General features: G+C 71.5%; 21 protein-coding genes. 6 read left to right on the top strand and 15 right to left on the bottom strand.

Annotation, left to right across the window (positions count from 1 at the left end; all coding sequences use genetic code 11):
- Positions 1–5 precede the first annotated feature (5 nt).
- Genes OVA02_RS16120 through OVA02_RS16135 form a run of 4 tightly spaced genes read left to right on the top strand, consistent with a single transcriptional unit; the run spans position 6 to position 4377 of the window.
- Positions 6–827: a hypothetical protein gene (locus OVA02_RS16120; protein ID WP_159825838.1), complete on the top strand. Its 822-nt coding sequence runs from the start codon at positions 6–8 to the stop codon at positions 825–827.
- Complete coding sequence (locus OVA02_RS16125; protein WP_123570649.1) at positions 824–3175, top strand: SDR family oxidoreductase; 2352 nt, start codon at positions 824–826, stop codon at positions 3173–3175. The genes OVA02_RS16120 and OVA02_RS16125 overlap by 4 nt, the downstream gene beginning before the upstream one ends.
- Positions 3176–3196: 21 nt before the next feature.
- Positions 3197–4033 carry a hypothetical protein gene (locus tag OVA02_RS16130; RefSeq protein ID WP_055970915.1) on the top strand — a complete coding sequence of 279 codons (837 nt, stop codon included), beginning with the start codon at positions 3197–3199 and terminating at the stop codon, positions 4031–4033.
- Positions 4030–4377, top strand: coding sequence for a helix-turn-helix domain-containing protein (locus OVA02_RS16135; RefSeq protein ID WP_043595703.1), 348 nt, complete (start codon positions 4030–4032; stop codon positions 4375–4377). The genes OVA02_RS16130 and OVA02_RS16135 overlap by 4 nt, the downstream gene beginning before the upstream one ends.
- Before the next feature lie 124 nt (positions 4378–4501).
- Here the strand turns inward: OVA02_RS16135 and OVA02_RS16140 are convergent, their stop codons facing one another.
- The 7 genes from OVA02_RS16140 to OVA02_RS16170 all read right to left on the bottom strand — a co-directional run bounded on the left by OVA02_RS16140 (position 4502) and on the right by OVA02_RS16170 (position 9401).
- Positions 4502–4840: a biopolymer transporter Tol gene (locus OVA02_RS16140; protein ID WP_267658801.1), complete on the bottom strand. Its 339-nt coding sequence runs from the start codon at positions 4838–4840 to the stop codon at positions 4502–4504.
- Positions 4837–5181: a HepT-like ribonuclease domain-containing protein gene (locus tag OVA02_RS16145; RefSeq protein ID WP_056046849.1), complete on the bottom strand. Its 345-nt coding sequence runs from the start codon at positions 5179–5181 to the stop codon at positions 4837–4839. Before OVA02_RS16145 ends, OVA02_RS16140 begins: the two co-directional genes overlap by 4 nt.
- Positions 5178–5564, bottom strand: a complete 387-nt coding sequence (locus OVA02_RS16150; RefSeq protein ID WP_267658802.1) for a nucleotidyltransferase family protein — start codon at positions 5562–5564, stop codon at positions 5178–5180. Before OVA02_RS16150 ends, OVA02_RS16145 begins: the two co-directional genes overlap by 4 nt.
- 162 nt (positions 5565–5726) lie before the next feature.
- Positions 5727–6935, bottom strand: a complete 1209-nt coding sequence (locus OVA02_RS16155; RefSeq protein WP_159825943.1) for a GAF domain-containing protein — start codon at positions 6933–6935, stop codon at positions 5727–5729.
- 135 nt (positions 6936–7070) lie between these two features.
- Positions 7071–7673: a hypothetical protein gene (locus OVA02_RS16160; RefSeq protein ID WP_267658803.1), complete on the bottom strand. Its 603-nt coding sequence runs from the start codon at positions 7671–7673 to the stop codon at positions 7071–7073.
- 138 nt (positions 7674–7811) lie between these two features.
- Positions 7812–8378, bottom strand: coding sequence for a type 1 glutamine amidotransferase domain-containing protein (locus tag OVA02_RS16165; RefSeq protein WP_123570651.1), 567 nt, complete (start codon positions 8376–8378; stop codon positions 7812–7814).
- A gap of 123 nt (positions 8379–8501) precedes the next feature.
- Positions 8502–9401, bottom strand: coding sequence for a sugar-binding transcriptional regulator (locus OVA02_RS16170; protein WP_233568409.1), 900 nt, complete (start codon positions 9399–9401; stop codon positions 8502–8504).
- A 192-nt stretch (positions 9402–9593) separates the two neighbouring features.
- Between OVA02_RS16170 and OVA02_RS16175 the strand changes: the two genes are divergently transcribed.
- Together OVA02_RS16175 and OVA02_RS16180 are read left to right on the top strand one after the other, a co-directional pair.
- Complete coding sequence (locus OVA02_RS16175; protein WP_267658804.1) at positions 9594–11339, top strand: glycerol-3-phosphate dehydrogenase/oxidase; 1746 nt, start codon at positions 9594–9596, stop codon at positions 11337–11339.
- Positions 11340–11519: 180 nt separating this feature from the next.
- Positions 11520–12179, top strand: a complete 660-nt coding sequence (locus OVA02_RS16180) for a GntR family transcriptional regulator (RefSeq protein WP_056046860.1) — start codon at positions 11520–11522, stop codon at positions 12177–12179.
- 87 nt (positions 12180–12266) lie between these two features.
- On the opposite strand, the gene OVA02_RS16185 is transcribed toward OVA02_RS16180, so the two are convergent.
- From OVA02_RS16185 to OVA02_RS16220, 8 genes are all read right to left on the bottom strand, one after another.
- Positions 12267–13307 carry a hemolysin family protein gene (locus OVA02_RS16185; RefSeq protein ID WP_200413344.1) on the bottom strand — a complete coding sequence of 347 codons (1041 nt, stop codon included), beginning with the start codon at positions 13305–13307 and terminating at the stop codon, positions 12267–12269.
- On the bottom strand, positions 13304–14683 hold the full coding sequence (locus OVA02_RS16190; protein ID WP_267658805.1) for a hemolysin family protein: 1380 nt from the start codon (positions 14681–14683) through the stop codon (positions 13304–13306). The genes OVA02_RS16185 and OVA02_RS16190 overlap by 4 nt, the downstream gene beginning before the upstream one ends.
- Positions 14684–14854: 171 nt before the next feature.
- Entirely contained in the window at positions 14855–15679 is an 825-nt protein-coding gene (locus OVA02_RS16195) for a GntR family transcriptional regulator (protein ID WP_267658806.1), read from the bottom strand.
- Positions 15660–17324, bottom strand: coding sequence for a dipeptide ABC transporter ATP-binding protein (locus OVA02_RS16200; RefSeq protein WP_267658807.1), 1665 nt, complete (start codon positions 17322–17324; stop codon positions 15660–15662). Before OVA02_RS16200 ends, OVA02_RS16195 begins: the two co-directional genes overlap by 20 nt.
- A complete protein-coding gene (locus OVA02_RS16205) occupies positions 17308–19269 on the bottom strand; it encodes a gamma-glutamyltransferase family protein (protein ID WP_267658808.1) in 1962 nt (653 codons plus the stop codon). Before OVA02_RS16205 ends, OVA02_RS16200 begins: the two co-directional genes overlap by 17 nt.
- A 7-nt stretch (positions 19270–19276) precedes the next feature.
- The gene (locus tag OVA02_RS16210) at positions 19277–20164 is read right to left on the bottom strand and encodes an ABC transporter permease (protein ID WP_236556928.1); all 888 of its coding nucleotides are present in this window, start codon (positions 20162–20164) and stop codon (positions 19277–19279) included.
- Positions 20161–21114, bottom strand: coding sequence for an ABC transporter permease (locus tag OVA02_RS16215; RefSeq protein WP_056046871.1), 954 nt, complete (start codon positions 21112–21114; stop codon positions 20161–20163). The genes OVA02_RS16210 and OVA02_RS16215 overlap by 4 nt, the downstream gene beginning before the upstream one ends.
- 4 nt (positions 21115–21118) lie before the next feature.
- Entirely contained in the window at positions 21119–22900 is a 1782-nt protein-coding gene (locus OVA02_RS16220) for an ABC transporter substrate-binding protein (protein ID WP_267658809.1), read from the bottom strand.
- Positions 22901–22918: the final 18 nt, after the last annotated feature.

Here is a 22918-nt window from a genome sequence, read left to right on the forward strand (position 1 = left end):
CTGTCATGACGACCAGAGATGCCCCGCGCGCCGACCCCGACTTCGACATCCGCGAGTTCACCAAGACGGCCCAGGGCAACTGGCGCCCCGACCTCGACCTGTCCGGCTTCGCCGACCGCCCCCTGGGCCCCGACGCCCTGCGCCTCGTCCGCCATCTCGGACGTCTCGAGAGCGCCACGATGGAGAACCTGCGCAACCTCCTGGTGACGGCCACCCACAAGGACACGAGGGTCACCGCGTTCCTCGTGACGTGGGCGTTCGAGAAGTTCTGGCTGGCCGACGCCCTCGACGCCGTCCTCGAGGCCCACGGCGAGCCCCGCAACCGCGACGTGACCGAGGGGCCCAAGCGTCACGCCGCCTCCGAGGCCGTCGAGCGCCGTGGCCCGATCACCCGGGCCCTCCAGGCCATCACCGTCGGGTCCCCCATCGTCGCCGTGCACACGACGACGGGGGCCGTCGACGAATGGGTGCTCCGAGAGGCATACGACCGCCTCGACGAGCTCGCGGCACACCCCACGCTGACCACCGTGATCGACCGTGTGAGGGTCGTGAAGGGTCGTCACGAGCAGTTCTTCGCGAGCGAGGCCGACTGGCGCCTGCGCGACTCGCGCCGGTCGGTGAAGATGACCCGCGCCTCCTTGCTGACGGCCGTCTGGCCGATCGGCGCCGTCGAGCGCGCCGACTCCGAGCGCACCTTCTTCGACGCCACCGTCTTCGGCGGGGCCGAGGGCCACCTGCGCGCCGACCGCGTGGGCGCGCAGGTCGCCGACCTGCCGGGCCTGGACGCCTCCGTCGGGGCGGCCGTGACCAGAAAGCTGACCGCATGAGCTCCACCCCCGGCCTCGCGCTGCCCGACCAGACCCCGGGCGCCACCCGAGTCGACCTCGGCGGCTCGCACGTCCTGCTCACCGGCGGCACCGGCTTCGTCGGCCAGGCGATCCTCGAGCGTCTGCTCTCGTCGCACCCCGGCACGACGGTCACGCTCCTCATCCGACCGAAGGCCGGCACCTCGGCCGAGGGGCGTCTGCGGCACCTGCTGAAGAAGCCGGTCTTCGCCTCGTGGCGCGAGGCCGTCGGGGCCGAGGGCGTCGAGAAGGCCCTCGCCGAGCGGCTCCGGGTGATCGAGAGCGGTCTGGGCGACCTGCCCGACCTGCCCGACGACCTCGACGTCGTCATCCACAGCGCGTCCACGGTGTCGTTCGACCCGCCGATCGACCAGGCCTTCGAGACCAACGTCGGCGGGGCGGTCGGGCTCTACGAGGCCCTGCGGAAGACGGGCACCGACCCGCACGTCGTGCACGTGTCGACCGCCTACGTCGGCGGCATCCGCAAGGGCGTGTTCCCCGAGGCGTCGCTCGGCCACACCGTCGACTGGCGTGTCGAGCGCGCCGCCGCCGCCGACGCCCGCGCCCGGGTCGAGGCCGCCTCCCGCCAGCCCGAGACGCTTCGCACCTTCCTCGCCCAGGGTCGTGCGGCGCACGGCAAGACCGGTCCGCAGGCGGTCGCCACGGCCGCAGAAGACGCCCGCGTCGCCTGGGTCAAGGCCCGTCTCGTCGACTACGGACGCACCCGGGCCGAGACGCTCGGCTGGACCGACGTCTACACGCTGACCAAGGCCTTCGCCGAGCGCGCCGCCGAAGAGCTCTGGGCCGAGGCCGGGCACCGCCTGTCGGTCGTCCGACCGGCGATCGTCGAGAGCGCCCACCGGCACCCCTACCCCGGCTGGATCGACGGCTTCAAGGTCGCCGACCCGCTGATCATGTCGTACGCCCGCGGGCTGCTGCCCGAGTTCCCCGGCGTGCCCGACAGCGTGCTCGACGTGATCCCGGTCGACTACGTCGTCAACGTCATCCTCACCGTCGCGGCGAACCCGGTCGAGGCCGGCAGCCCCCAGTACTTCCACGCCAGCTCGGGCGGCAGCAACCCGTTCTCGATCCTGCGCATGTTCGAGAACCTCAAGGCGTTCTTCACGGCCAACCCGCTGCCCCGCGACGAGCACTCGTCGATCGAGGCGCCGCACTGGAACTTCCCAGGCGTGCGCAAGGTCGAGGGCGCCATCCGCACCGCGAACCGTGTCAACGACGTCCGCGAGGCCGTGCTCACGCGACTGCCGAGCACGCTGCGCACCCGGACGGCGCTGGCCGGGGTCCAGACGCGGCGGGCCGACCTCGAGTCGCTGCAGAGCCTCACCGACCTCTACCGCCACTACGTGCAGTCCGAGATCATCTTCGACGACCGACGCACCCGGGCCCTGCACGCCGGACTCCCCGCGGGCTCGCCCGCGGACATCGGCTTCGACGTGACCGACGTCGACTGGGAGGCCTACTTCCAAGAAGTGCACTTCCCGTCCATCACCTCGATGACCCGGGCGTTCTCGGTGCGACCCGCCGCGTCGGCCGCCGTCGCCGACACGCGGGCCCTGCCGCCGCGCGACGACGTCGTGGCCGTGTTCGACCTCGAGGGCACGGTGCTCGACAGCAACATCGTCGAGCAGTACCTCTGGGTGCGCTCGGCCGGGTTCCGCAAGGCCGCCTGGCCCGGCGAGGTCGCCAGCCTGCTCACCTCGCTGCCGCGCTACCTCCGGGCCGAGGGTCGCGACCGCGGCGAGTTCATCCGCACGTTCTCCCGACGGTACGAGGGCATGCCCGTCGCGCGGCTCTCGGGAGTGGTCCGGTCACGCGGCTACGCCGACACGGTCCTGCGCCACACCCTCCCCGACGCGCTCGCCCGACTGGCCGAGCACCGTGCCGCCGGGCACCGCACGGTACTGGTCACGGGCTCGATCGACACCCTGACGACTCCCCTGGCACACCTCTTCGACGACGTCGTCGCCAGCACGATGCACCAGCGCAGCGGCGTCTACACGGGTTACCTCGCACAGCCTCCGCTGGTCGACGAGGCCCGTGCCGCCTGGCTGCGCCAGTACGCCCAGGCGAACGACATCGATCTCTCGGGGTCGTACGGTTATGGTGACTCGTTCGCCGACCTCGCCTGGCTCGAGATGGTCGGCCACCCGAACGCGGTCAACCCCGACAGCAATCTGGCACGCGAGGCGCTCCGAAGAAGATGGAGCATCCGCGATTGGACTCGCAGCGGCCCCCACGGCAGAAGCGGCACCAGCACCACGAGCGGCACCAGCAGCACCACAGCGAAAGGAGACGGAGGCAGGGCCTGAGCCCGCGCCTCCTGACATCACATGGCCTTCGACATCGACAAGTTCGCCGCGACCTCCGAACGCCTGAGCTGGGACGACCTCGACCTCGACCACTTCCGGAAGAACCCGCTCTCGGCCGACTCGCTGCGGACGCTGCGCTACATGGCCGACGTCGAGTACCACACGGTCTGCTACACCCGTGACCTCCTCACGACTCCTTCTCACAAAGAGAACGAGATGACCACGTTCATGACGATGTGGAACCGCGAGGAGTTCTGGCACGGCGAGGCCCTCGCCGCGATCCTCGAGGTCCACGGCATCACGGTCGACTACGACCAGCTCCGCGCGAACCGGCTCAAGCTCGGCTGGCGTGAGCGCCTCGACCCGGTCAAGCAGGGCCTGCTCGGCAAGATCGTGGGCTCGGACTTCGTCGCCGTCCACATGTCGTGGGGCGCGGCCAACGAGTACTCGGCCGTGTCGGCGTACAAGCGCATGGCCGAGCTCGAACAGGACCCGGTCCTCGCCGAGTTGCTGAAGCGCATCGCCAAGCAAGAGGCCCGCCACGTCGCGTTCTACGTCTCGCAGGCCCGTGAGCGTCTGCTCGCGAGCAAGAAGGCGCAGAAGCTGACGCGCTTCCTGCTGTCGAAGGTCTGGGCCCCGGTCGGCTCGTCCATCATGGAGGTCGACGACGTCAAGTTCGTCTTCGGCCAGCTGATGAGCGGCGAAGAGGGCCGCAAGGCCGCCGTCAAGCTCGATCAGAACATCTCGAACCTCCCGGGCATGAGCGGTCTGACGATCTTCCAGAAGGCCCTCGACGGCCTGGGCATCCGCGCGGACTCGGTCGGCGGCTCCTCCGCCGGTTCGGTCGCCACGGCGTGAAGACCAGCCACCTGAGACACTTCCTGGTCGCGGCCGACGTGCTGCACTTCCCGGTGGCGGCCGACAAGCTCGGCATCTCGCGGCAGAAGCTCGAGTCGTCGATCGAGGCCCTCGAGCTCGAGTTCGGTGCGAAGCTGTTCGACCGCGACGTCACGCCCTACCGGTTGACCAAGGCCGGCAAGGCGGCGGTGGTCGTCGCCGAGGACGAACTGGCGAGTCCTTCCACCCCGACCCCGCCGCCACCCCCGCCGGCCGGCGGCAAGGCCAAGGCGTCGAAGGGCAAGGGCCGTACGCCCGCCGTCAAGGGCCAGCCCAAGCCGTTCAAGAAGCGCCAGGGCCGCTAGCAGCGCCTGAGGCGGGCCGCCCGCTCGCCACCGCATCACACCGCACCACGAAGTGGACACGGCACCGCGTTTTCGCCTGGTGCGGTGTCCACTTCGTGGCGGAGTGCGCCTCATGGCGAGATGGTCAGTTCGTGGCGGCGTCGGGCCCGACCGTGGCGAACCAATCCGCGTACCGCGTGTTCCGTGCCATGCGGCGGGTCTCGTCGGGGGCGTCGTCGTCGCACCACACCGGGCCGCGTTCACCAAGCAACGTCTTCGCGGCGTCGACCCGGGCCCGCGCGTCCTCGACGGCGGCAGCGTCGTCGGCGGCCAGCGCCGTCTTCTTCGCGCGTCGCGCCTCCATCAGGTCGTGGACCAAGGAGGCGCGGGTCGCCTCGTCGAGGCGAGGATCGGTCCGGCGCCACAGCCGGCCGCGGACCACGAGGTACCGGCCGTCGGGCGTGACCAGGGGTTCGGCGCTCATCCGTCGCGTCGGTGACGCTGCACGAGGGAGTGCAGGAGGGGAAAGCTCCGGGTCACGGTCTGCCAGAGGGTCTCACGGTCGAGGCGATCGTAGTGATGGACGACGAAGTCGCGATTCTTGGCGGCGAGTGAGAACTCGACCTCGTGGAACCTCGTGCCGTCGTACGCGACCAAGCGCTTGCTCAGGTCACCGGCCCGGTTGGCCAGCGCCTCGAACGCCAACGGAAGCGCAGGGTCGCCGTCGAACGCCTCGCGACCACGGGACACGAGCTCGGCCGAGGCCGCCAGGGTCGCGTCGAGGTCGACCAGCCAACGTTCGGCGCGGTCCGGAGAGGGGTTCACACGGGCACCGCTTGTGTCAGGATCTCGCGGTCGGCCTCGGGGTCGAGCCCCCGCCGGGACACGACGTCGACCGGACGCTGGAACACGGCTTCCATGTCGATCTCGAACTGCGCGAAGTCGAAGTAGGTCGCCTCGGCCCCCGGATCGACCAGGAGGTCGATGTCACTGTCGTCGGTCTCGGTCCCGCGAGCGACCGACCCGAAGACGCTGACGGCGTCGATGTGGCTCAGGCCCGCGAGGCGCCGGACGAGACCGGCACGCGAGGTGATCCTCGTCCAGCAGCGAAACGCCCTCTCGACCAGACGGAGGACGCTCGGACATCTCGACGAAACGGCTCCACGGCACGATGACGACCTCGGGGCGGCGGTGCGGCCCCACGGCAACGGCCGGACGGTCGGGGTCGAGCCGGAAGTCCCTCATGAGGCGGCTGAAGCCGCTGCGGGCATCAGCCACGGCGAGGACGTCGGCGCTTCGGATGGAGGTCTCCATGGAGACGATGCTAGCGCGGAGCCCCTCATCGTGTACATCTTTCTGTACATCTGCTCTCAGGCCCGCGCGACGGCCTGCCTCGCGAGCTCGCGCTGCACGCTGAGGGCGAGCTCGCGCAGCATGACGAGGTCGACGCTCTCGACCGTGCGGGGCTCGGGGTCGGCGACGCAGAGCGCTCCGATGCGGACGCCCTCGGGGCTCTCGACCGGGTAGCCGGCGTAGAACCGCGCCGGCGCCTCGACGCCGAACCGTTCGTCGGCCCAGGCGTCCTCGACGATGAACGGCTGGCCGCCGGCGACCGTGTGGGCGCAGAACGAGAGCGCCATGGGCAGCTCGCGGTCGCCGCCCCCGGCGAGGGCCTTGTTCCAGTGTCGGTCGGCGGTGACGAGGGAGAACGCGGCCCCGCTCGCGCCGAGCAGGGTCCGCGCCCGTTCGACGATGTCGTCGAAGCGTTCTTCGGGGTCGGTGTCGAGGAGGCCCAGGGCCCTGATCGCCTCCACGCGGTCGACCTCGGCCTGAGGGGCGTGCCGGCGCGCCCGGGCCACGCCGCCGCCGGCGGACATCTGCGCGTCGAGCATGGGCGCGAGCATCTCGGCCTGCGCCTCGCCCCAGCGGGCGTACTTGGCGATGAGCTTGTCCCGGTCGTCGTGGCCCGAGAGCGGCGACGGAGGCATGAGCACGTGCACCCGGGGGTGGGTCGAGCAGACGTCCCGGATGGTCTCGTTCAGCTCGGCCGCGTGTCGGTCGACGAGGCCCCCGCCGGCGATGCGGAACACCGTCACCTCGCTGGGCGACTGGACGCCCGTGACGAGCACGGGACTGCTCGCGCCCCCGGTCTCGGTCTCGATGTGCACGAGCAGGTCGACGAACGCGCGCCGCCACTTCGTGACGTCGGTCATGGCGAGGGCGTCGTTGATGCCCGTCACCACGACCACGGCGTCGTAGCGCGTGAGGTCACGGTGTCCGAGCACCCGGCGGGCGGACACCGTCCCCATCGAGGGGTCGGCCACGACGTCGACGTCGACCCCGCGACCCGTGGCCTGCGAGACGGCCCGCGCGAGGTGACCCGCGAGCCCCAGGTCGTGGCTGCGGACGCCCCACCCGACGGCGGGCCCGCTGCCGAACAGCAGCACGCGATCGGGGCTGACGCCGGGAGCGTGCGTCCGGGCGACGCTCTCGGGCCTGGGCAACCCCAGGCGTCGGTCGAACCAGCGGTTGCGCTGGCGGATCATCCCGCGCACGAGCGGGCTGACGAAACGGTTCATGCCGGGTTCCTCCCACAGCGGTGGCCTGATCGACGAGGGCTCCGCGTGGTGAGGGCCGAGCGGTGTCCCTCCATGCTCTCGCCCGGGTACCGGGCGGGACAGCCCCAGGTCGGGGGCCGCCGGACGGCGCGTCCGTCAGACCGCGCGGGGACCGTCCGACCCCGGCGGCGGCTGGGCGAGCAACCGCGCGAGGTCCACGTCGACGAGATCACGGAGGCGCTGGTCGCGTTCGACGGGATACGCCGGGTCGACCGCCTCGACGGCCGACACCTTCGTCACGATCGCGGCCCCGACGTCGCCCCAGGCCCGGTCGACCGCCGCCGCGACGATGTCGCCCACGAAGTCGTCGTCGGACTGCAGCTCGTCCAGCCGGTGGGCCACGGCCGTGTAGGTCTTCTCCCGGAACCAGAGGGTGTCGTCGTCCCCGCGCCGGTAGTCGTGCTGGTGTCGCGACCGGCCCTTGGCCTTGAGGGCCTTCGCCCGTTCGCCGCCGATCCGTTCGTTCTGCTCGCGTTGTTCCGCCGCGAGGCGACCGAGGATGGTGCGCACGGCCTCGCGGGTGCGCTCGTGGTCGAAGTGCTCGTCGTCGCGGAGGGCACGGATGACGATCGAGTTGGCCACCGAGACGACGGCGGCCGCCCGCGAGATGAGCACCCCTTCTGCGACGGCGCGCTCGAGGGCGGCGGGATCGGGCGTCGCCGGCTCGGAGGGGGCCCCGCGCGTCTTGCCGAACTTCATCGCGCCTCTCTCTCGACCGGTGGGCGCCGGAGCGCCGGGTGACGGACCGACGATGGCCCGACGTCCCATTAAAGACCCACGGAGGGGTCCGTCGCCCCGGGGTGGGACGACGGACCCCGCCGCGACGGAGACGACGGATCAGGCCGTGGCGGCCAGCGCCGACGAGGTCTCGCGGACGAAGTCGTCGAGGTCGCCGGGGTCACGCGACGTGACGAGCGTGAAGCCCTGCTCGACGTCGGTCACCACCGAACGGTCGACCCAGCTGCCGCCAGCGTTGCGGACGTCGGTCTGCAGCGACGCATAGGAGGTGAGCTCCTTGCCCGTCACGAGGCCGGCCTCGATGAGCGCCCACGGGCCGTGGCAGATCGCCGCGATCGGCTTGCCCGCCGTGGCGAAGGCCTTCACCAGGTCGACGGCGTCGCTCTCGGTGCGGAGGGTGTCCGCGTTGATGGTGCCGCCGGGAACGAGCAGGAGGTCGTGGTCGGCGGCGTCGACCTCGGCGATGGTCGTGTCGGGGCGGACGGTCTGCCCCGGGTCCTTGTCGCCGACGAGCGTCTGGATCGGCTCGGTGGAGACGCCGGCGACGACGACGGTGGCGCCCTGCTCGCGCAGCTTCGCGACGGGGACGACGAGCTCGTCCTGCTCGACGCCGTAGTTGGTGACGATCGCGAGAACGCGGCGTCCGGTGAGTTCGGTGCTTGCCATGGTGATGCTCCTCTCGGGGCCGGTCGGGGCCCGGTGTACGACGCCTCCCGTCTACGCGGGCGGGCTGGGTCGTGGCTGGCTCGGTGTACCCCACCCGCGCCTCCGGACCGCGGCCCCTCCCGCTCAGCTGGCCAGGAGCGCCCTGGCGGTCCCCTCGTCGAGGATGAGGTCGGTGACCAGGCCCGCGGCGAGCGCACCGCGGACGCTGACCACCTTGGCCTCCCCCGCGACGACGCAGACGCGACGCGGCGTGCGTCGGATGGTCGCCAGGTCGGGCCCGGTGGCGCGCCGGTTGAGCTCGATGTCGGCCGACGAGCCGTCCTCGCGGAAGAACACGGTCGCGACGTCGCCCACCACGTGGTCGTGGGCCAGGCTGTCGTGGTCGCTCTGCTCAAGGTAACCACCCGAGTAGACGTGGCTCGGCACGTGTGCCTCGCGCGAGCCGACGCCGAAGACGACGAGGTCCATGGCGCCCTGCAGCGAGAGGACGCGTCGGGTGCTGCGCTCCCGCCACAGGGCGCTCTTGGTGGCGGGGTCGTCGAAGAACGCGGGCACGGGGAACTGCTGGATCAGGGCGCCGTACGCGTGGCCGAACCGACGCAGGATCTCGCTGGCGTACTCGATGCCGGTGGTGCGGGTGTTCGCCGCACCGTTGAGCTGGACGAAGACGGTGTTGTGCGTGGTCTTGGGCACCAGGTACCGGCTGACCGCACTGACGGTGGAGCCCCAGGCGACGCCGACGACCATGTTCGAGTCGACGTACTGGGTGAGCGTTCGTGCAGCCGACAGCGCGACCCGGTCGAGCCGGTCGACGTCGCTGGTCTGGTCGGGCACCGGGACCACGTGCGCGACCACGCCGAACCGCCGGTGCAGCCCGTCGCCCACGGCCGTCGGCTGGTCGAGCGGGGACTTGATCTGGATGTCGACGAGGCCCGTCTCGCGTGCCGCCTTCAGGAGGCGCGACACCGACGAGCGGGACGTCTGCAGTTCGTGCGCGATCGCCTCCATCGTGAGGTCCTGCATGTAGTAGAGGTGCGCGGCGCGCAGGGCCTCCTGCGTGCGTTCGGACGTGTCGCCAGCGACCAACGGGACCTCCTTGCACGTTCGTGCAGATACGTTGCACCTTGTGTGCATCGGGACGACGATGAATCTACCGGCCCGCAGGACGAGTCGGTCACCACCACCTGACATCGCATCTCGAAAGAAGCAGTGACCATGTCGAAGAAGACAGACTCGATCCGTCCCAACGTGCAGCGCATCGTCGACCGCCCGACGGCACAGGTGCTCGTCGTCGGCGGTGGCATCAACGGCATCGCGACCTTCCGCGACCTCGCCCTCCAGGGCGTCGACGTCGTGCTCGTCGAACGGGCCGACTACGCATCCGGCGCGTCCGCCGCGTCGTCCCACATGATCCACGGCGGCATCCGCTACCTCGAGAACGGCGAGTTCCGCCTCGTCCGCGAGAGCGTCGAAGAGCGCAACGGCCTGCTGAAGATCGCCCCGCACTACGTCAAGCCGCTGCAGACCACGATGCCGATCTTCTCGACGTTCAGCGGCATCATGAACGCCCCCTTGCGCATGCTGACGCACAAGCAGCGCTCCACGAAGGAGCGCGGCGCACTGCTGATCAAGGTCGGCATGACCATGTACGACTCGTTCTCGCGTGACGGCGGCTCGGTGCCCCGTCACAAGTTCCTCGGGCGCAAGAAGGCGCTGGCCGAGATGCCGCACCTCAACAAGGCCCTCAAGTACACGGGCACCTACTACGACGCGTCGGTGCACGAGCCCGAACGCCTCGCGCTCGACGTGCTGAAGGACGGCCTGGCCGCCGGCGACAACGCCCGCAGCGCCAACTACCTCGAGGCCGTCGGGACCGCCGACGGCGGCGTGACCCTGCGCGACGTCGTCAGCGGGACCGAGTTCACGGTGAAGGCCGACGTCGTCATCAACGCGTCGGGCCCCTGGACCGACCTCACCAACAAGGCCTTCGGCGCCGAGTCGCAGTACATGGGCGGCACCAAGGGGTCGCACATCGTCGTCGACAGCCCCGAGTTGCTCGAGGCCACGAACGGTCGCGAGATCTTCTTCGAGAACAACGACGGCCGCATCGTCCTGATCTACCCGCTCAAGGGTCGCGTGCTCATCGGCACGACCGACCTCGAGGCCGACATGGCCGAGCCGGCCGTCTGCACCGAAGAAGAGGTCGACTACTTCTTCGACCTGGTGAAGCACGTCTACCCCGACATCGAGCTCAACCGCGACCACATCGTCTACCGCTACTCGGGCGTCCGCCCCCTGCCCAAGCACGACGACCTCGCCGCGGGCTTCGTGTCGCGCGACTACCGCATCGTCGAGACCGAGGTCGCCGAGCTGCCCGGCACGGCCGTCCTCAGCCTGGTCGGCGGCAAGTGGACCACCTTCCGTGCCCTGTCGGCGCACCTCTCGACCGAGGCGACGACGAAGCTCGGCGTGAAGCGCACGGTCGACACCACCGGCATGGCGATCGGCGGCGGCAAGGGCTTCCCCACCACCGAGGGCGCCCGCACCACCTGGGTCGCGGCCCACGCCGACGGGCTCGACCGTGACCAGGTCGACCGTCTGCTCACCCGCTACGGCACCCGCGCCTCCGACGTCATCGAGGTGCTGCTCGACCAGCCGTCGCAGGCCCTCGAGGCCGACTCGACGCTGACCACGGCCGAGATCGCCTACTTCGCCGAGCACGAGGACGCCGTCCACCTGGCCGACGTCGTCCTGCGCCGCACGAACCTCGCGTTCGTCGGGGGCGTCACTATCGAGTTGCTCACCGAGATCGCGGACGTCATGGCCCGCTCGCTCGGATGGACGACCGAGCAGCGCGACGACGAGATCGAGCAGACCCTGACGACCCTGCGCGACTCGCACGGCGTCGAGGTCCACTCGCAGCACGTGCCGGCAGCGGCCCCCGCCGCGGCGACGAACTGACGACACCGACCCGATCGAGAAGCCCCGCCCCTCCCTCCGAGGGGCGGGGCTTCGTCGTCGTCGCCGGGGATGTCGTGACCTGACATTGACATGTCGACTTCGCTGCCCATCGGGCAAAATGTGACGTTTCCGTATTAGGATGCTGGCCGGGCACACGCCCGTGAGGATCTAGGAGGCCGCATGCCGATTCCCGTCACTCCCCCTGCCGCCGAACGACAGCTGCTGCGCGACACGGTCCGCAGCCGCATCCGTGACGCGATCATCGACGGCACGCTCGAACCGGGCGAACGCCTGCACGACGACGAGCTGATCGCCTGGCTGCAGGTGTCGCGCACCCCGATCCGCGAGGCACTCGGCGACCTCGTGCGCGCCGGCCTCGTCGAGATGGCGCCGAACCGCTACACGAAGGTCGCGACGCCGAAGGCCGAAGAGGCCGTCCAGGCGGTCCAGACCCTGGGCGTGCTCTTCGGCGGCGCCGTCCGGCTGGCCGTCCCGAACCTGCCGGACGCCGTCAAGCGAGAGATCGTGCGGGCCATCGACGTCTGCCTCGGCGACCTCGACCGTGAAGACGCCCCGGCGTTGAACGCCCACGCCATCGCGCTGTTCTCGACCTACGTCGACCACTGCGGCAATCCGTCACTGGTCAAGGTCTGCACCGACGTCACCGACGGCCTCGCCTACAAACTGCGCGTGCCGAACATCGTGCAGGTGCTGCAGTGGGACTCGATGGCCGACTCGTTCGCCGCCCTGCGCGAGGCGACCGAGGCGGGCGACCCCATCGCCGCCGAACTCGCCGCCGAGGACCTGCACGCCCTGCCCGGCCAGCGCCCCGTCGCCTGAGCGGGCGGGCGCGGCCGACCGAGCGGGCACGGGCGACCGAGCGGGCACGGCCGACCGAGCGGGCACGGCCGACCGTCCCTCGACCCGTCAGACCGCCGTGACGTCGTCGACCTCGCCGACGAGTTCTTCGATGATGTCCTCCAAGAAGAGCACGCCGGTGGTGACGCCCTCGGGCGAGACGGAGCGGGCGACGTGCGCGCCGACCCGGCGCATCGAGGCCAGGGCGTCCTCGAGGTCGGTGTCGCGGCCGACGGCACCCAGGCGGCGGATGCGCTTCTCGGGCACGGGTGCCTCGAAGGCCCCGTCGCCGGTGAGGTCCATGACGTCCTTGAGGTGCAGGTAGCCCGTGGGCTGACCGTCTCCGTCGGTGAGCACGTACCGCGAGTACCCCCGGGCCGCCACGGCGCGCTGCACGTCGGACGGAGTCGACCCCGGCGCCAGGTGCACCATCTCGTCGAGGGGCACCTCGACGTCGCGCACCTTGCGGGTGGTGAACTCGAACGCCGCCGACAGGGTGCCCGACGAGTCCGTCAGCGTGCCCTCGCGGGTCGACTGCTGGACGATCGTGGCGACCTCGTCGAGCGTGTACGAGCTCGTCGCCTCGTCCTTCGGCTCGACCCGGAAGAGCCTCAGCACGCCGTTGGCGATCGCGTTGAGCGACCAGATGACCGGCTTGAACACCGTCGCCACGAAGACGAGCGGGGGCGCCAGGATGAGCGCCGCCCGGTCGGGCACCGAGAACGACAGGTTCTTCGGGATCATCTCGCCGACGACCACGTGCAAGAACGTGACGAGCACGAGCGCCACGACGAACGCGACGACGCCGATCGCCTCGGCCGAGAGGCTGGTGAGACCGAGCGGGATCTCGAGCAGGTGGTGGATCGCCGGCTCCGAGACGTTCAAGATGACCAGCGAGCAGACGGTGATGCCCAACTGGCTGGTGGCCAGCATGAGCGTCGCGTGTTCCATCGCCCACAGGGTCTTCTTCGCGGCCTTGCTGCCGGCCTCGGCACGCGGCTCGATCTGCGAGCGGCGTGCCGAGATGACGGCGAACTCGGCGCCGACGAAGAATCCGTTGACGATCAGCAGCACGACCAGCCAGACGATTCCGGGCAGGTACTCGTTCATCGGTCGACCCCTTCGGTCAGCGAGGCGACCACGCGGTCGTGCTCGGTCGTGGGTGCGGCGGCGTCGAGGCCGCCGTCAGGTGGGGCCGGGACGAAACGCAGGCGTTCGAGGCGTCCGTTCGCGACGCGTTCGACCCGCAGGCTGCCGCTGCCGCTCTCGAGGGCGACCTCGTCGCCCACCTCGGGCAGGCGGTCGAGCCGGTCGATGACGAACCCGGCCACCGTCTCGTAGTCGCCGTCGTCGGGCACGCGGATGCCCGCCCGGTCGGCCAATTCGTCGGGCCGGAGGGCACCGTCGAAGAGCACGGTGCCGGCCTGGCGCACGATGCCCACGCGGGCCCGGTCGTGCTCGTCCTCGAGCTCGCCGACGAGCTCTTCGACGACGTCCTCGAGCGTGACGAGGCCGGCGGTGCCGCCGAACTCGTCACGCACCACGGCCATCTGCAGGCCGCCGTGGCGCAGCAGGCCGAGCAGCGAGTCGGTGCCCATGCTCTCGGGCACGAAGCGCGCCTCCTGCATGAGGGCGGTCGCGACGACGGAGGCGCGCTCGGCGAGCGGGACCGCGAACGCGTGCTTCACGTGCACGACCCCGACGATGTCGTCGCTGTCGTCGCCGATCACGGGGAACCGCGAGAAGCCCGAGGTGAGGGCGGCCTCGACGACGTCGGCGGCCGAGCCGGTCGACGCGATGGTCGTCATGCGGACGCGCGGCGTCATCACCTCGGACGCGTCGTGCTGCGAGAAGCGCAGGGTACGGCCCAGCAGGGTCGCGTGGTCCTGGTCGAGTTGGCCCTCGAGGGCCGACCGGCGCACGAGCGAACTCAGCTCTTCGGCCGAGCGCGCACCCGACAGCTCTTCTTTGGGCTCGATGCCCATGGCGCGGATGGCCGCGTTGGCGGTGTTGTTGAAGAGCAGGATGAGCGGCTTGAACACCGTGGTGAACGCGGCCTGGAACGGCACGACGAACTTCGCGGTGGCGAGCGGCAGCGCGAGGGCGAAGTTCTTCGGCACGAGCTCGCCGAGGACCATCGAGAAGAGGGTCGCGAGCACGATCCCCGCGACGCTGCCGACGACCGGGACGGCCGCGGCGGGCACGCCGAGCGAGCCGAGCGGACCGCTCAGCATCGAACTGATGGCGGGCTCGAAGGTGTACCCGGTGAGCAGGGTCGTCAGCGTGATGCCGAGCTGCGCACCGGAGAGGTGCGTCGAGGTGATGCGCAACGCCTTGATCGTGGGACCGAGGCGTTTCTCGCCCCGGTCGCGCCGCGCCTCCAGCTCGTTCCGGTCGAGGTTGACCAGCGAGAACTCGGACGCGACGAAGAAGCCGGTGCCGACGGTGAGCACGAGGCCGATGCCGACCATGACCCAGTCATTCATGTCGCCCCTCCCCGTCTGTGACGACCGCGCGGGCGGTCAGGCGTGGGAGAGGCCAGGGCATGTGAGAGGGAGGTTCGTCCATGACCGAGAACAGTAAGCAGATCCCCCGACCGATGCCTGAGAACGTGCAGTCGATGCAGTCGACCCGCCCACGAGCCGAGGAGGCGCGGGTCAGGCCGGAGGGGCCGCCGCCGCTGTCGAGGTGGTCGGCGTGGAGGTCTCCGGCGTCGAGATCGTGGGCGCCGGGATGGTCGGCGTCGGGATGGTCGGCGGCAGGGCGGGCGGCGTGGCCCGCAGGTCGGCCACGCGGTCGGCCGGCTCGGTGCGGGCGAGGAACCCGATGCGCGACTCGCGCACGTGCCAGCCCATCAGCTCGGCGGCCCCGGCCTCGTCGCCGGCGTCGATCGCCGCGAGGATGCGTCGGTGGTCGGGCCAGAGCCGCTTGCCTCGCGAGAAGGTGTCGAGGGCGTACAGCCACTCGATCTTGTTCGACAGCTGGCGCAGCAGGGTGGCCAGGGTGGCGCTCCCGCTCAGCTGCGCCACGCCCACGTGGAACCGGTCGTTGAGCTCGACGAGACGGTCGAGGTCGCCGGCCTCGACGGCGGCGTCCCCGTCGTCGAGCAGCTGGCCGAGCACGCGCCGCGTGCGCCACCAGTCCTCGGGCGGGCGCGGCTCGCCGAACAGCTCGCGCGCCCGCAGGGCGGCGCGTCGCGCGGTCGAGATCTCGAGGGCCTCGCGGACGGCGAAGAGGTCGTCGGCCTCGTCGACCGGGATCGCCGCGACCCGGCTGCCCACGTGAGGCGTCGACTCGACGAACCCCTCGGCCTCCAGCGCACGCAGCGCCTCGCGCACCGGGACGCGCGAGACCCCGTGGCGGCGGGCGACCGACGCCTCGGTGATGCGCGTCCCCGGCACGAGGGCGCCCTCGACGATCTCGCGACGCAGGGCGTCGACGAGGACGACGGGCGTCGGGCCCTCAGAGGGCGAGGCTGGCACCGGGGATGGCTCCCAACAGTTCGGTCGTGTACTCGGCACGGGGCGACAAGAAGATGTCGTCGACGCTACCGCGCTCGACCACGGCACCCTTGCGCATCACCACCACGTCGTGCGCGATCTGCCTCACGACCGCCAGGTCGTGCGTGATGAACAGGTAGCTGAGGCCGAGCCGACGCTGCAGGTCGCCGAGCAGCTCGAGGATCTGCTCCTGGACGAGCACGTCGAGCGCCGAGACGGCCTCGTCGCAGATGAGCAGCTCGGGCTCGAGCGCCAGCGCCCGGGCGATGGCCACGCGCTGACGCTGCCCGCCGGACAACTCGTTCGGACGGCTCTGCGCGACCGACCGCGGCAGGGCGACCTGGTCGAGCAGCTCGGCGACCCGGTGCCGACGCGAGGCACGGTCGCCGACGCCGAAGATGCGCAACGGCTCGTCGATCAGCCGCTCGACGCTGGAGGTCGGGTCGAGCGAACCGTAGGGGTCCTGGAAGACGGGCTGCACCCGGCGACGAAGCGCGCGACGGGACGCACCGCGGCTCGTCGTGATGCTCTCGCCGTCGATCAGGGCCGACCCGCTCGTCGCCGACTCGAGGCCGAGCACGATGCGGGCCACGGTCGTCTTGCCCGAACCGGACTCCCCCACGATCGCCGTCGTGGTGCCGCGCGGCACCTCGAACGAGACGTGGTCGACGGCCCGCACCTGCTCGCCACGGCGACCACGGAGGCGGAACTCCTTGACCAGGTCGGTGACGGTCAGGATCGGGTCGACCCGCGCCTCCTTCGCGTCCGTCGCCTCGTCGAGGACGGCCTCGCCGCGGCGGAGGGCGGTGGCCGAGGCCAGCGTCGGCGCCGCCGCGACGAGGCGCTTCGTGTACTCGTGCTGCGGGCGACGCAGGATCTGCTCGGGCGTGCCCTGCTCGACGACGCGTCCCTCGAGCATCACGACGATGCGGTCGGTGCGGTCGGCGGCGAGCCCCAGGTCGTGGGTGATGAAGAGCAGGGAGGTGCCACGGCTCTCGACCAGCGTCTGCAGGTGGTTCAGGATCTGCCGCTGCACCGTCACGTCGAGCGCGCTGGTCGGCTCGTCGGCGATGAGCAGCTGCGGCTCCCGGGCCAGGGCGATCGCGATGAGCACGCGCTGGCGCATGCCGCCCGAGAACTCGTGGGGGAACTGCCCCGCCCGGCGCTCGGCCTCGGGGATGCCCGCCTCGCTCATCAGCGCGACGACGCGGCGTTGGACCTCGTCGTGGCCGCGGAGGCCGTGGGTCCGCAGCGCGTCGGCGATCTGCGCGCCGACCTTCATCGACGGGTTCAGGTTGGTCGACGGGTCCTGCGGCACGAGGCCGATCCGGGCGCCGCGCACCTGACGCATGGGGGCCTCGGTCGCCTGCGCGAGGTCGAGGGAGCCGCCGTCGGGCCCCGCCAGCTCGATCGTGCCACCCGTGATGTGGCCGGCCCCGGGCAGCAGGCGCAGGATGGCGGCGACCACCGTCGATTTACCCGAGCCGGACTGGCCGACGATCGCCACCCGCTCGCCCGGCAGGACGTCGAGGTCGACGCCGTGGACGGCGGGGGTGTCGCCGAACGAGACGCGGAGGTCGCGCACGGTCAGCAGGGGGGAGGTCGGGTTCTCAGCGTCCTGCGGCATAGGCCTGGGCTCCTCGGGGGTTGGCGGCGGCGGAGAGCACACCGGTCTCGGGGTCTCGCGACACGCTGGACAGCCGGCCCAGGGACCAACCGCCGGCGCGGGTGACGACGTGGCCGCGGGCGACCAGCGCGTCGATGACGTCGTCGCCCAGGCGGTCCTCGACCACGACGCCTCCGGGCTCCCAGGTGCGGGGCCAGAAGCTGCCCGGGAACGACGTGGTGTGCAGGGCCGGGGCGTCGATCGCCTGCTGCGGGGTGTAGCCGCCGACGATCGTGCGCAGCAGGTAGAGCAGCTGCCACTGGTCCTGCTGGTCGCCGCCGGGCGAACCGAGCGCGACGACGGGCTCGCCGTCCTTCAGCACGAGCGTGGGCGTCAGCGTGGTGCGCGGCCGGGTGCCGGGTGCGAGCGTCGACGCCGTGCCCTCGTCGAGCCACGACATCTGCAGCCGGCTGCCGAGGCAGAAGCCGAGCTCGGGGATCGTCGGCGACGACTGCAACCAGCCGCCCGACGGCGTCGCCGACACGACGTTGCCCCAGCGGTCGACGACGTCGAGGTGGCAGGTGTCGCCGCGCGTCTCGCCGGTGGGCTCGGTGAACGGCTCGGCCAGACGGTCGGCAGGAGGCGCGGTGGCGGTCGCCGGGGCGTCCTCGGTCGGTGCGACGGGTGCGTCGGGTACGTCGGCTGCGTCGGCTGCGTCGGCCGCGTCGGCGCGAACCGGTGCCCGACCGGGGGCGGCGACGGTGGGCTCGCCGACGCCGGCGGGTGCCTCGCTGAGCGCGGGTGGCAGGTACTCGGTGCGCATCGTGGGCAGGGTGAACGGTTCGCGCCCCGGGACGTCGCCCGGTCGCAACTCGCGCGACGCCCGCTCGCCGATCAGCGCGCGACGCCGGTCGGCGTAGTCCGCGGACAGCAGCACGTCGAGGGGCACGTCCCCGGGGCCGTACCAGGCCTCGCGATCGGCCATCGCGAGCTTCTGCGCCTCGACGATGGTGTGGGCGCCGTCGGCCGTCGACGGGTCCAGCAGGGCGTCGTCGAGCGGCTCGAGCAGCGCCAGCACCTGCAGCAGGGCGGGACCCTGACCCCAGGCGCCGGTCTTGGCGACGGTGTGGCCGCGGAACTCGATCGTGGTCGCCGGCTCGGTCGTGGCCCGGAAGGCGGCGAGGTCGGCGGCCGTGACCACGCCCGCGTGGTCGGTGCCCGACGAGTGACGGTGCGGAGTGCGGACGAACGCGTCGATCGCCTGCGCGACGTGTCCGCTGCCCCACTCGACCCGCGCCTCCTCGATCTTCGCCTCGCGGGACGCGTCGGGGCCGAGGGCCTCGCCCGCCGCGACCAACTCGTCGAGCACGGCCGCGTAGGCGGGGTTCGTCAGCAGGTCGCCCTCACGGGGTACCTCGCCACCCGGCATCCACTGGGCGGCGGACGTGGGCCAGTGCTCGGTGAACAGGTCGGCGACGGTCTCGATGGTCGACGCCACGCGCGCCACGATCGGGTGGCCGTCGCGGGCGTAGCCGATCGCGTAGGCCAGGACGTCGGCCAGGGACCAGGTGCCGTGCTCGGCCAGCAGCTTCAGCCAGGCGTCGACGGCGCCGGGGACGGCGGCCGCGAGGGCTCCCGACCCGGGGACGAGCTCGAGGCCCTCGGCCAGGTAGTGCTCGCGGGTGGCCCCGGCCGGGGCGGGGCCCTGGCCGACGAGCACGGTCGGCGCGTCGGGGGCCTCGGCCGTGGCGTAGATCGCCGTGAGGTCGCCGCCGGGACCGTTGAGGTGCGGCTCGACGACGTGCAGGACGAAGGCGCCCGCGACGGCCGCGTCGAAGGCGTTGCCGCCGCGCTCGAGGACCGACTGGGCCGAGGCCGTCGCCAGCCAGTGCGTCGACGACGTCATGCCGAAGGTGCCGCGCAGGTCGGGGCGGGTGACGAACTCGTCAGGGGTGGTGTAGGTCACGAGGGGGTCACTTCCGGTCGCTGGCGGTGGGGTCGAGGGCGTCGCGCAGGGCGTCGCCGAACAGGTTGAAGCCGAGGCAGATCACGGCGATCGCGAGACCCGGCACGACGGCCGCGAAGGGCGCCTTGGCCAGGTACTGCTGCGCGTCGCTGAGCATGATGCCGAGACTCGCCGTCGGCGGCTGGATGCCCAGCCCGAGGAACGACAGGAGGGCCTCGCCGATCACGGCGACCGGCATGATGACCGTCGCCTGGACGATGATCGCCGAGACGCAGTTCGGCAGGACGTGCTGGAAGATCACCCGCAGCCCCGAGGCGTCCATGGTCGTCGCGGCGAGGACGAAGTCGGTCGACTTGATCCGGAGCGTCTCGCCGCGCACCACGCGGATCATCGTCGGCACCTGCGCGATGCCGAGGGCGACCACCGCGTTCGTCAGGCTCGGACCGCTGATCGCGGCGAGCGCGACGGCGATGATGAGGAACGGGAACGCCAGCATGACGTCCGTGAGGCGCGAGATCACGCCGTCGAGCCACCGCCAGTAGCCGGCCAGCAACCCGAGCGGCGTGCCGACCACGACGGCCAGCAGCACCGACAGCACGCCGACCTGCAGCGAGACGCGGATGCCGTAGACGGTGCGCGAGAGGATGTCGCGGCCGAGGTCGTCCGTGCCGAGCACGTAGCCGACCGTGCCGGGCACTTGGAACGGCAGCTCGAAGTTCACCCGGGTCGGGTCGTACGGGGCGATGAGGGGCGCGGCGAGGCCGGCGACGAGCACGACGAGCAGCATGACGCCGCCCGTGACGCCGAGCTTGTTGCGGACGAGGCCGCGCCAGACGCGTCCCCGCCCCGACCCGAGGCCCGCCCCTGCGGCGGTGGGTGTCTCGATGACGGTCACGATGCGCCTCCTACCCTGATGCGCGGGTTGATGACGGAGTACAGGACGTCCACCGCCAGGTTGATCAAGATGTAGCCGACCGTGATGATCAGCACGACGGCCTGGATCACGGGGTAGTCACGGGTGAACACCGAGTCGAGCGTGAGCTTGCCGAAGCCCGGCAGCGCGAAGATGCGCTCCGTCACCACGGCGCCCGAGATCAGACCGCCGAGTTGCAGGCCGACGATCGTGACGACCACGATCATCGAGTTGCGCAGGCCGTAGCGCATCAGCACCCGCCCGCGCCCGAGCCCCTTGGCCCGCGCGGTGCGCACGTAGTCGGTCTTCATCGTCTCGATCATCGAGGCCCGGGTCTGCCGCATGATGACCGCGGCGAGGCTCGTGCCGAGGATCAGCGCCGGCAGGGTCAGGTGGTAGAACGCGCTCGCCGGGTTCTCGGCCACCGGCACGTAGCCCGACGCCGGGAACAGGCCGAGGCCCGCCGCGAGCCAGAGGATCGCGAGGATGCCGAGCCAGAAGTTCGGCACCGACAGACCGACCAGGGCGGCGGCGTTGGCCATCCACTCGGGCCAGCGTCCGCGGTAGCGCTCGGCGACGACGCCGAGGGCGACGCCCACGACGACGGCGACCACGATCGCGTAGAGGGCGAGCCACAGCGTCACCGGCAGGGTGGCCCCGATCAACTCGGTGACCGGGGTGCCGGTGCGGGTGGACTCACCGAAGTCGCCGCGGACGAAGTTGCCGACGAACCGGCCGTACTGCACCAGCAGCGAGTCGTCGAGGCCGAGGTCGGCCCGGATCGCGGCGACGCGCTCGGGCGTCGCCTCTTCTCCGGCGAGGGCCAGGGCCGGATCGCCGGGCAGCTGGCGCACGCCCCAGAACACGACGATCGAGGCGATCACGAGCGTGACGGCCGACTGCCACAGCCGGGTGAACAGGTAACGGGTCATCAGGTCACTCCCCCTCGACGAACGCGGCGTTGCTGAGCCGTACGACGCCGTCGGCGTAGGTGGACACCCCGGCGACCTCGTTCGTCAGCGCGGTCAGGCTGCGGGTGCGGTACAGGTAGATCAGCGGTTCGTCCTCCTGCACCTGCGTCACGGCCTCGCCGTAGAGCGCCGCACGCTCGTCGACGTCGATGGACGCGGCGGCGTCGGCCAGCAGCTCGTCGACCCGGGGGTTGCTGTAGCCCGAGTAGTTGTTGCCGCCACCGGTGCGCAGGAAGTTCACCATGTTGCCGTTCGGGTCGACGCGGCCCGACCAGCCGAGCTGCAGCGCGTCGAAGTCGCCGCGCGACTGGACGTCGAGCAGGGTCGAGTACTCGACCGGGGTGATCGACAGGCGGAACCCGCCGTCGGCGACCTGGGCCTGCAACGCCTGGGCGAGGCGCAGCGTGTCGGCGTTGTTGCTGGCCTGGATCTCGATCTCGTAGGGCGTCGTCACCCCCGCCTCGGCGAGGAGGCGCTTGGCCCCCTCGGGGTCGTAGCCCGGGCACGCGTCGCTGGCATCGGTGGCGAACGGACTCGTCGGCGGGATCGGCGAGCAGGCGGTGTCGTTCCACCCGCCGAAGACGCTCTGGACCAGCGCGTCCCGGTCGATCGACATGGCCAGCGCCTGACGGACGCGCACGTCGCTCGCCAAGGGGGTGTCGATCTGGACGGGGTCGGTCCCGACGCCGTCCTGGTTGCCGATGTTCACGGTGATGCCCTGGTAGCCGAACGAACCGACCTGCAGCACCGTGAGGCCGTCGTCCGCCATGAGGGAGTCGACGTCCATCGTCGACATCGAGTCGGCGACCTGCACGTCACCCGCACGGACGTTCGCCGCACGGATGCTCGCGTCGGTGATGATGCGGTAGGTGATCGAGTCGAGGTGCACGTCCTCGGCGTCGTAGTACAGCGGGTCGCGCTCGACCGAGATCGAGGTCTGCGGCACGCGGTCGACGAACTTGAAGGGGCCCACGCAGACCGGGGCGTCGCCGAAGTCGTCGCCCTCGGCCTCGAGCGCCGTCGGGGACATGATCATCCCCGCGCGGTCGGCGAGGGCCGCGGTCAGCGGGGCGAAGGGGCGCTCGTAGGTCAGGCGCACCGTGTCGTCGTCGAGGGCCTCGACCCCGGTCACCGGGCCGAGCTCGCTGGCCCGCGACGAGTCGGGCTTGTCGAGGTGACGACGCAGCGTCGTGACGACGGCCTGGGCGTCCAACGGGGTGCCGTCCGCGAACACGGCGTCGGTGCGCACGGGGATGTCGACCGTCAACCCGCCGTCCGACAGCGTCGGCAGCTCGGTCGCCAGCAGCGGCACGAGGTCACCCTCGGCGTCGATGTCGTACAGCTTCTGGCACACGGTCTCCATGACGTAGCGCGTGTAGAGCGACGACGACGTGGTGGGGTCGAGGGCGTCCGGCTCGGCGGACAGCGCCATGACCAGGTCGCCCCCCTCGACGATGGTCCGGTCGCCGATCGGCGCGGTGGTCACGTCGGTCTTGTCGGGCGGGTTCGTCCCGGCGGGTTGCTGCGGGACGCAGGCCGTCAGGGCGAGCGTCGCGGCGGCGGCGAGGGCCGGCAGCGCGAGGGCCCGGCGCAGGCGGCGACGCCCGGCCGGGGAGCTCGCGGCGCGGGCCGTGCTCGCGGCGCGGGCCGTGCTCGCGGCGCGGGCCGTGCTCGCGGCGCGGGCCGTGCTCGCGGCGCGGGTCGCGCCGGCGCTCGCGGCGCGGGTCGGGCGGGGTGGGCGGGCCATCGGGCCTCCGATGCTCGG

The sequence above is a fragment of the Frigoribacterium sp. SL97 genome, from assembly GCF_026625765.1.
Lineage (GTDB): Bacteria > Actinomycetota > Actinomycetes > Actinomycetales > Microbacteriaceae > Frigoribacterium.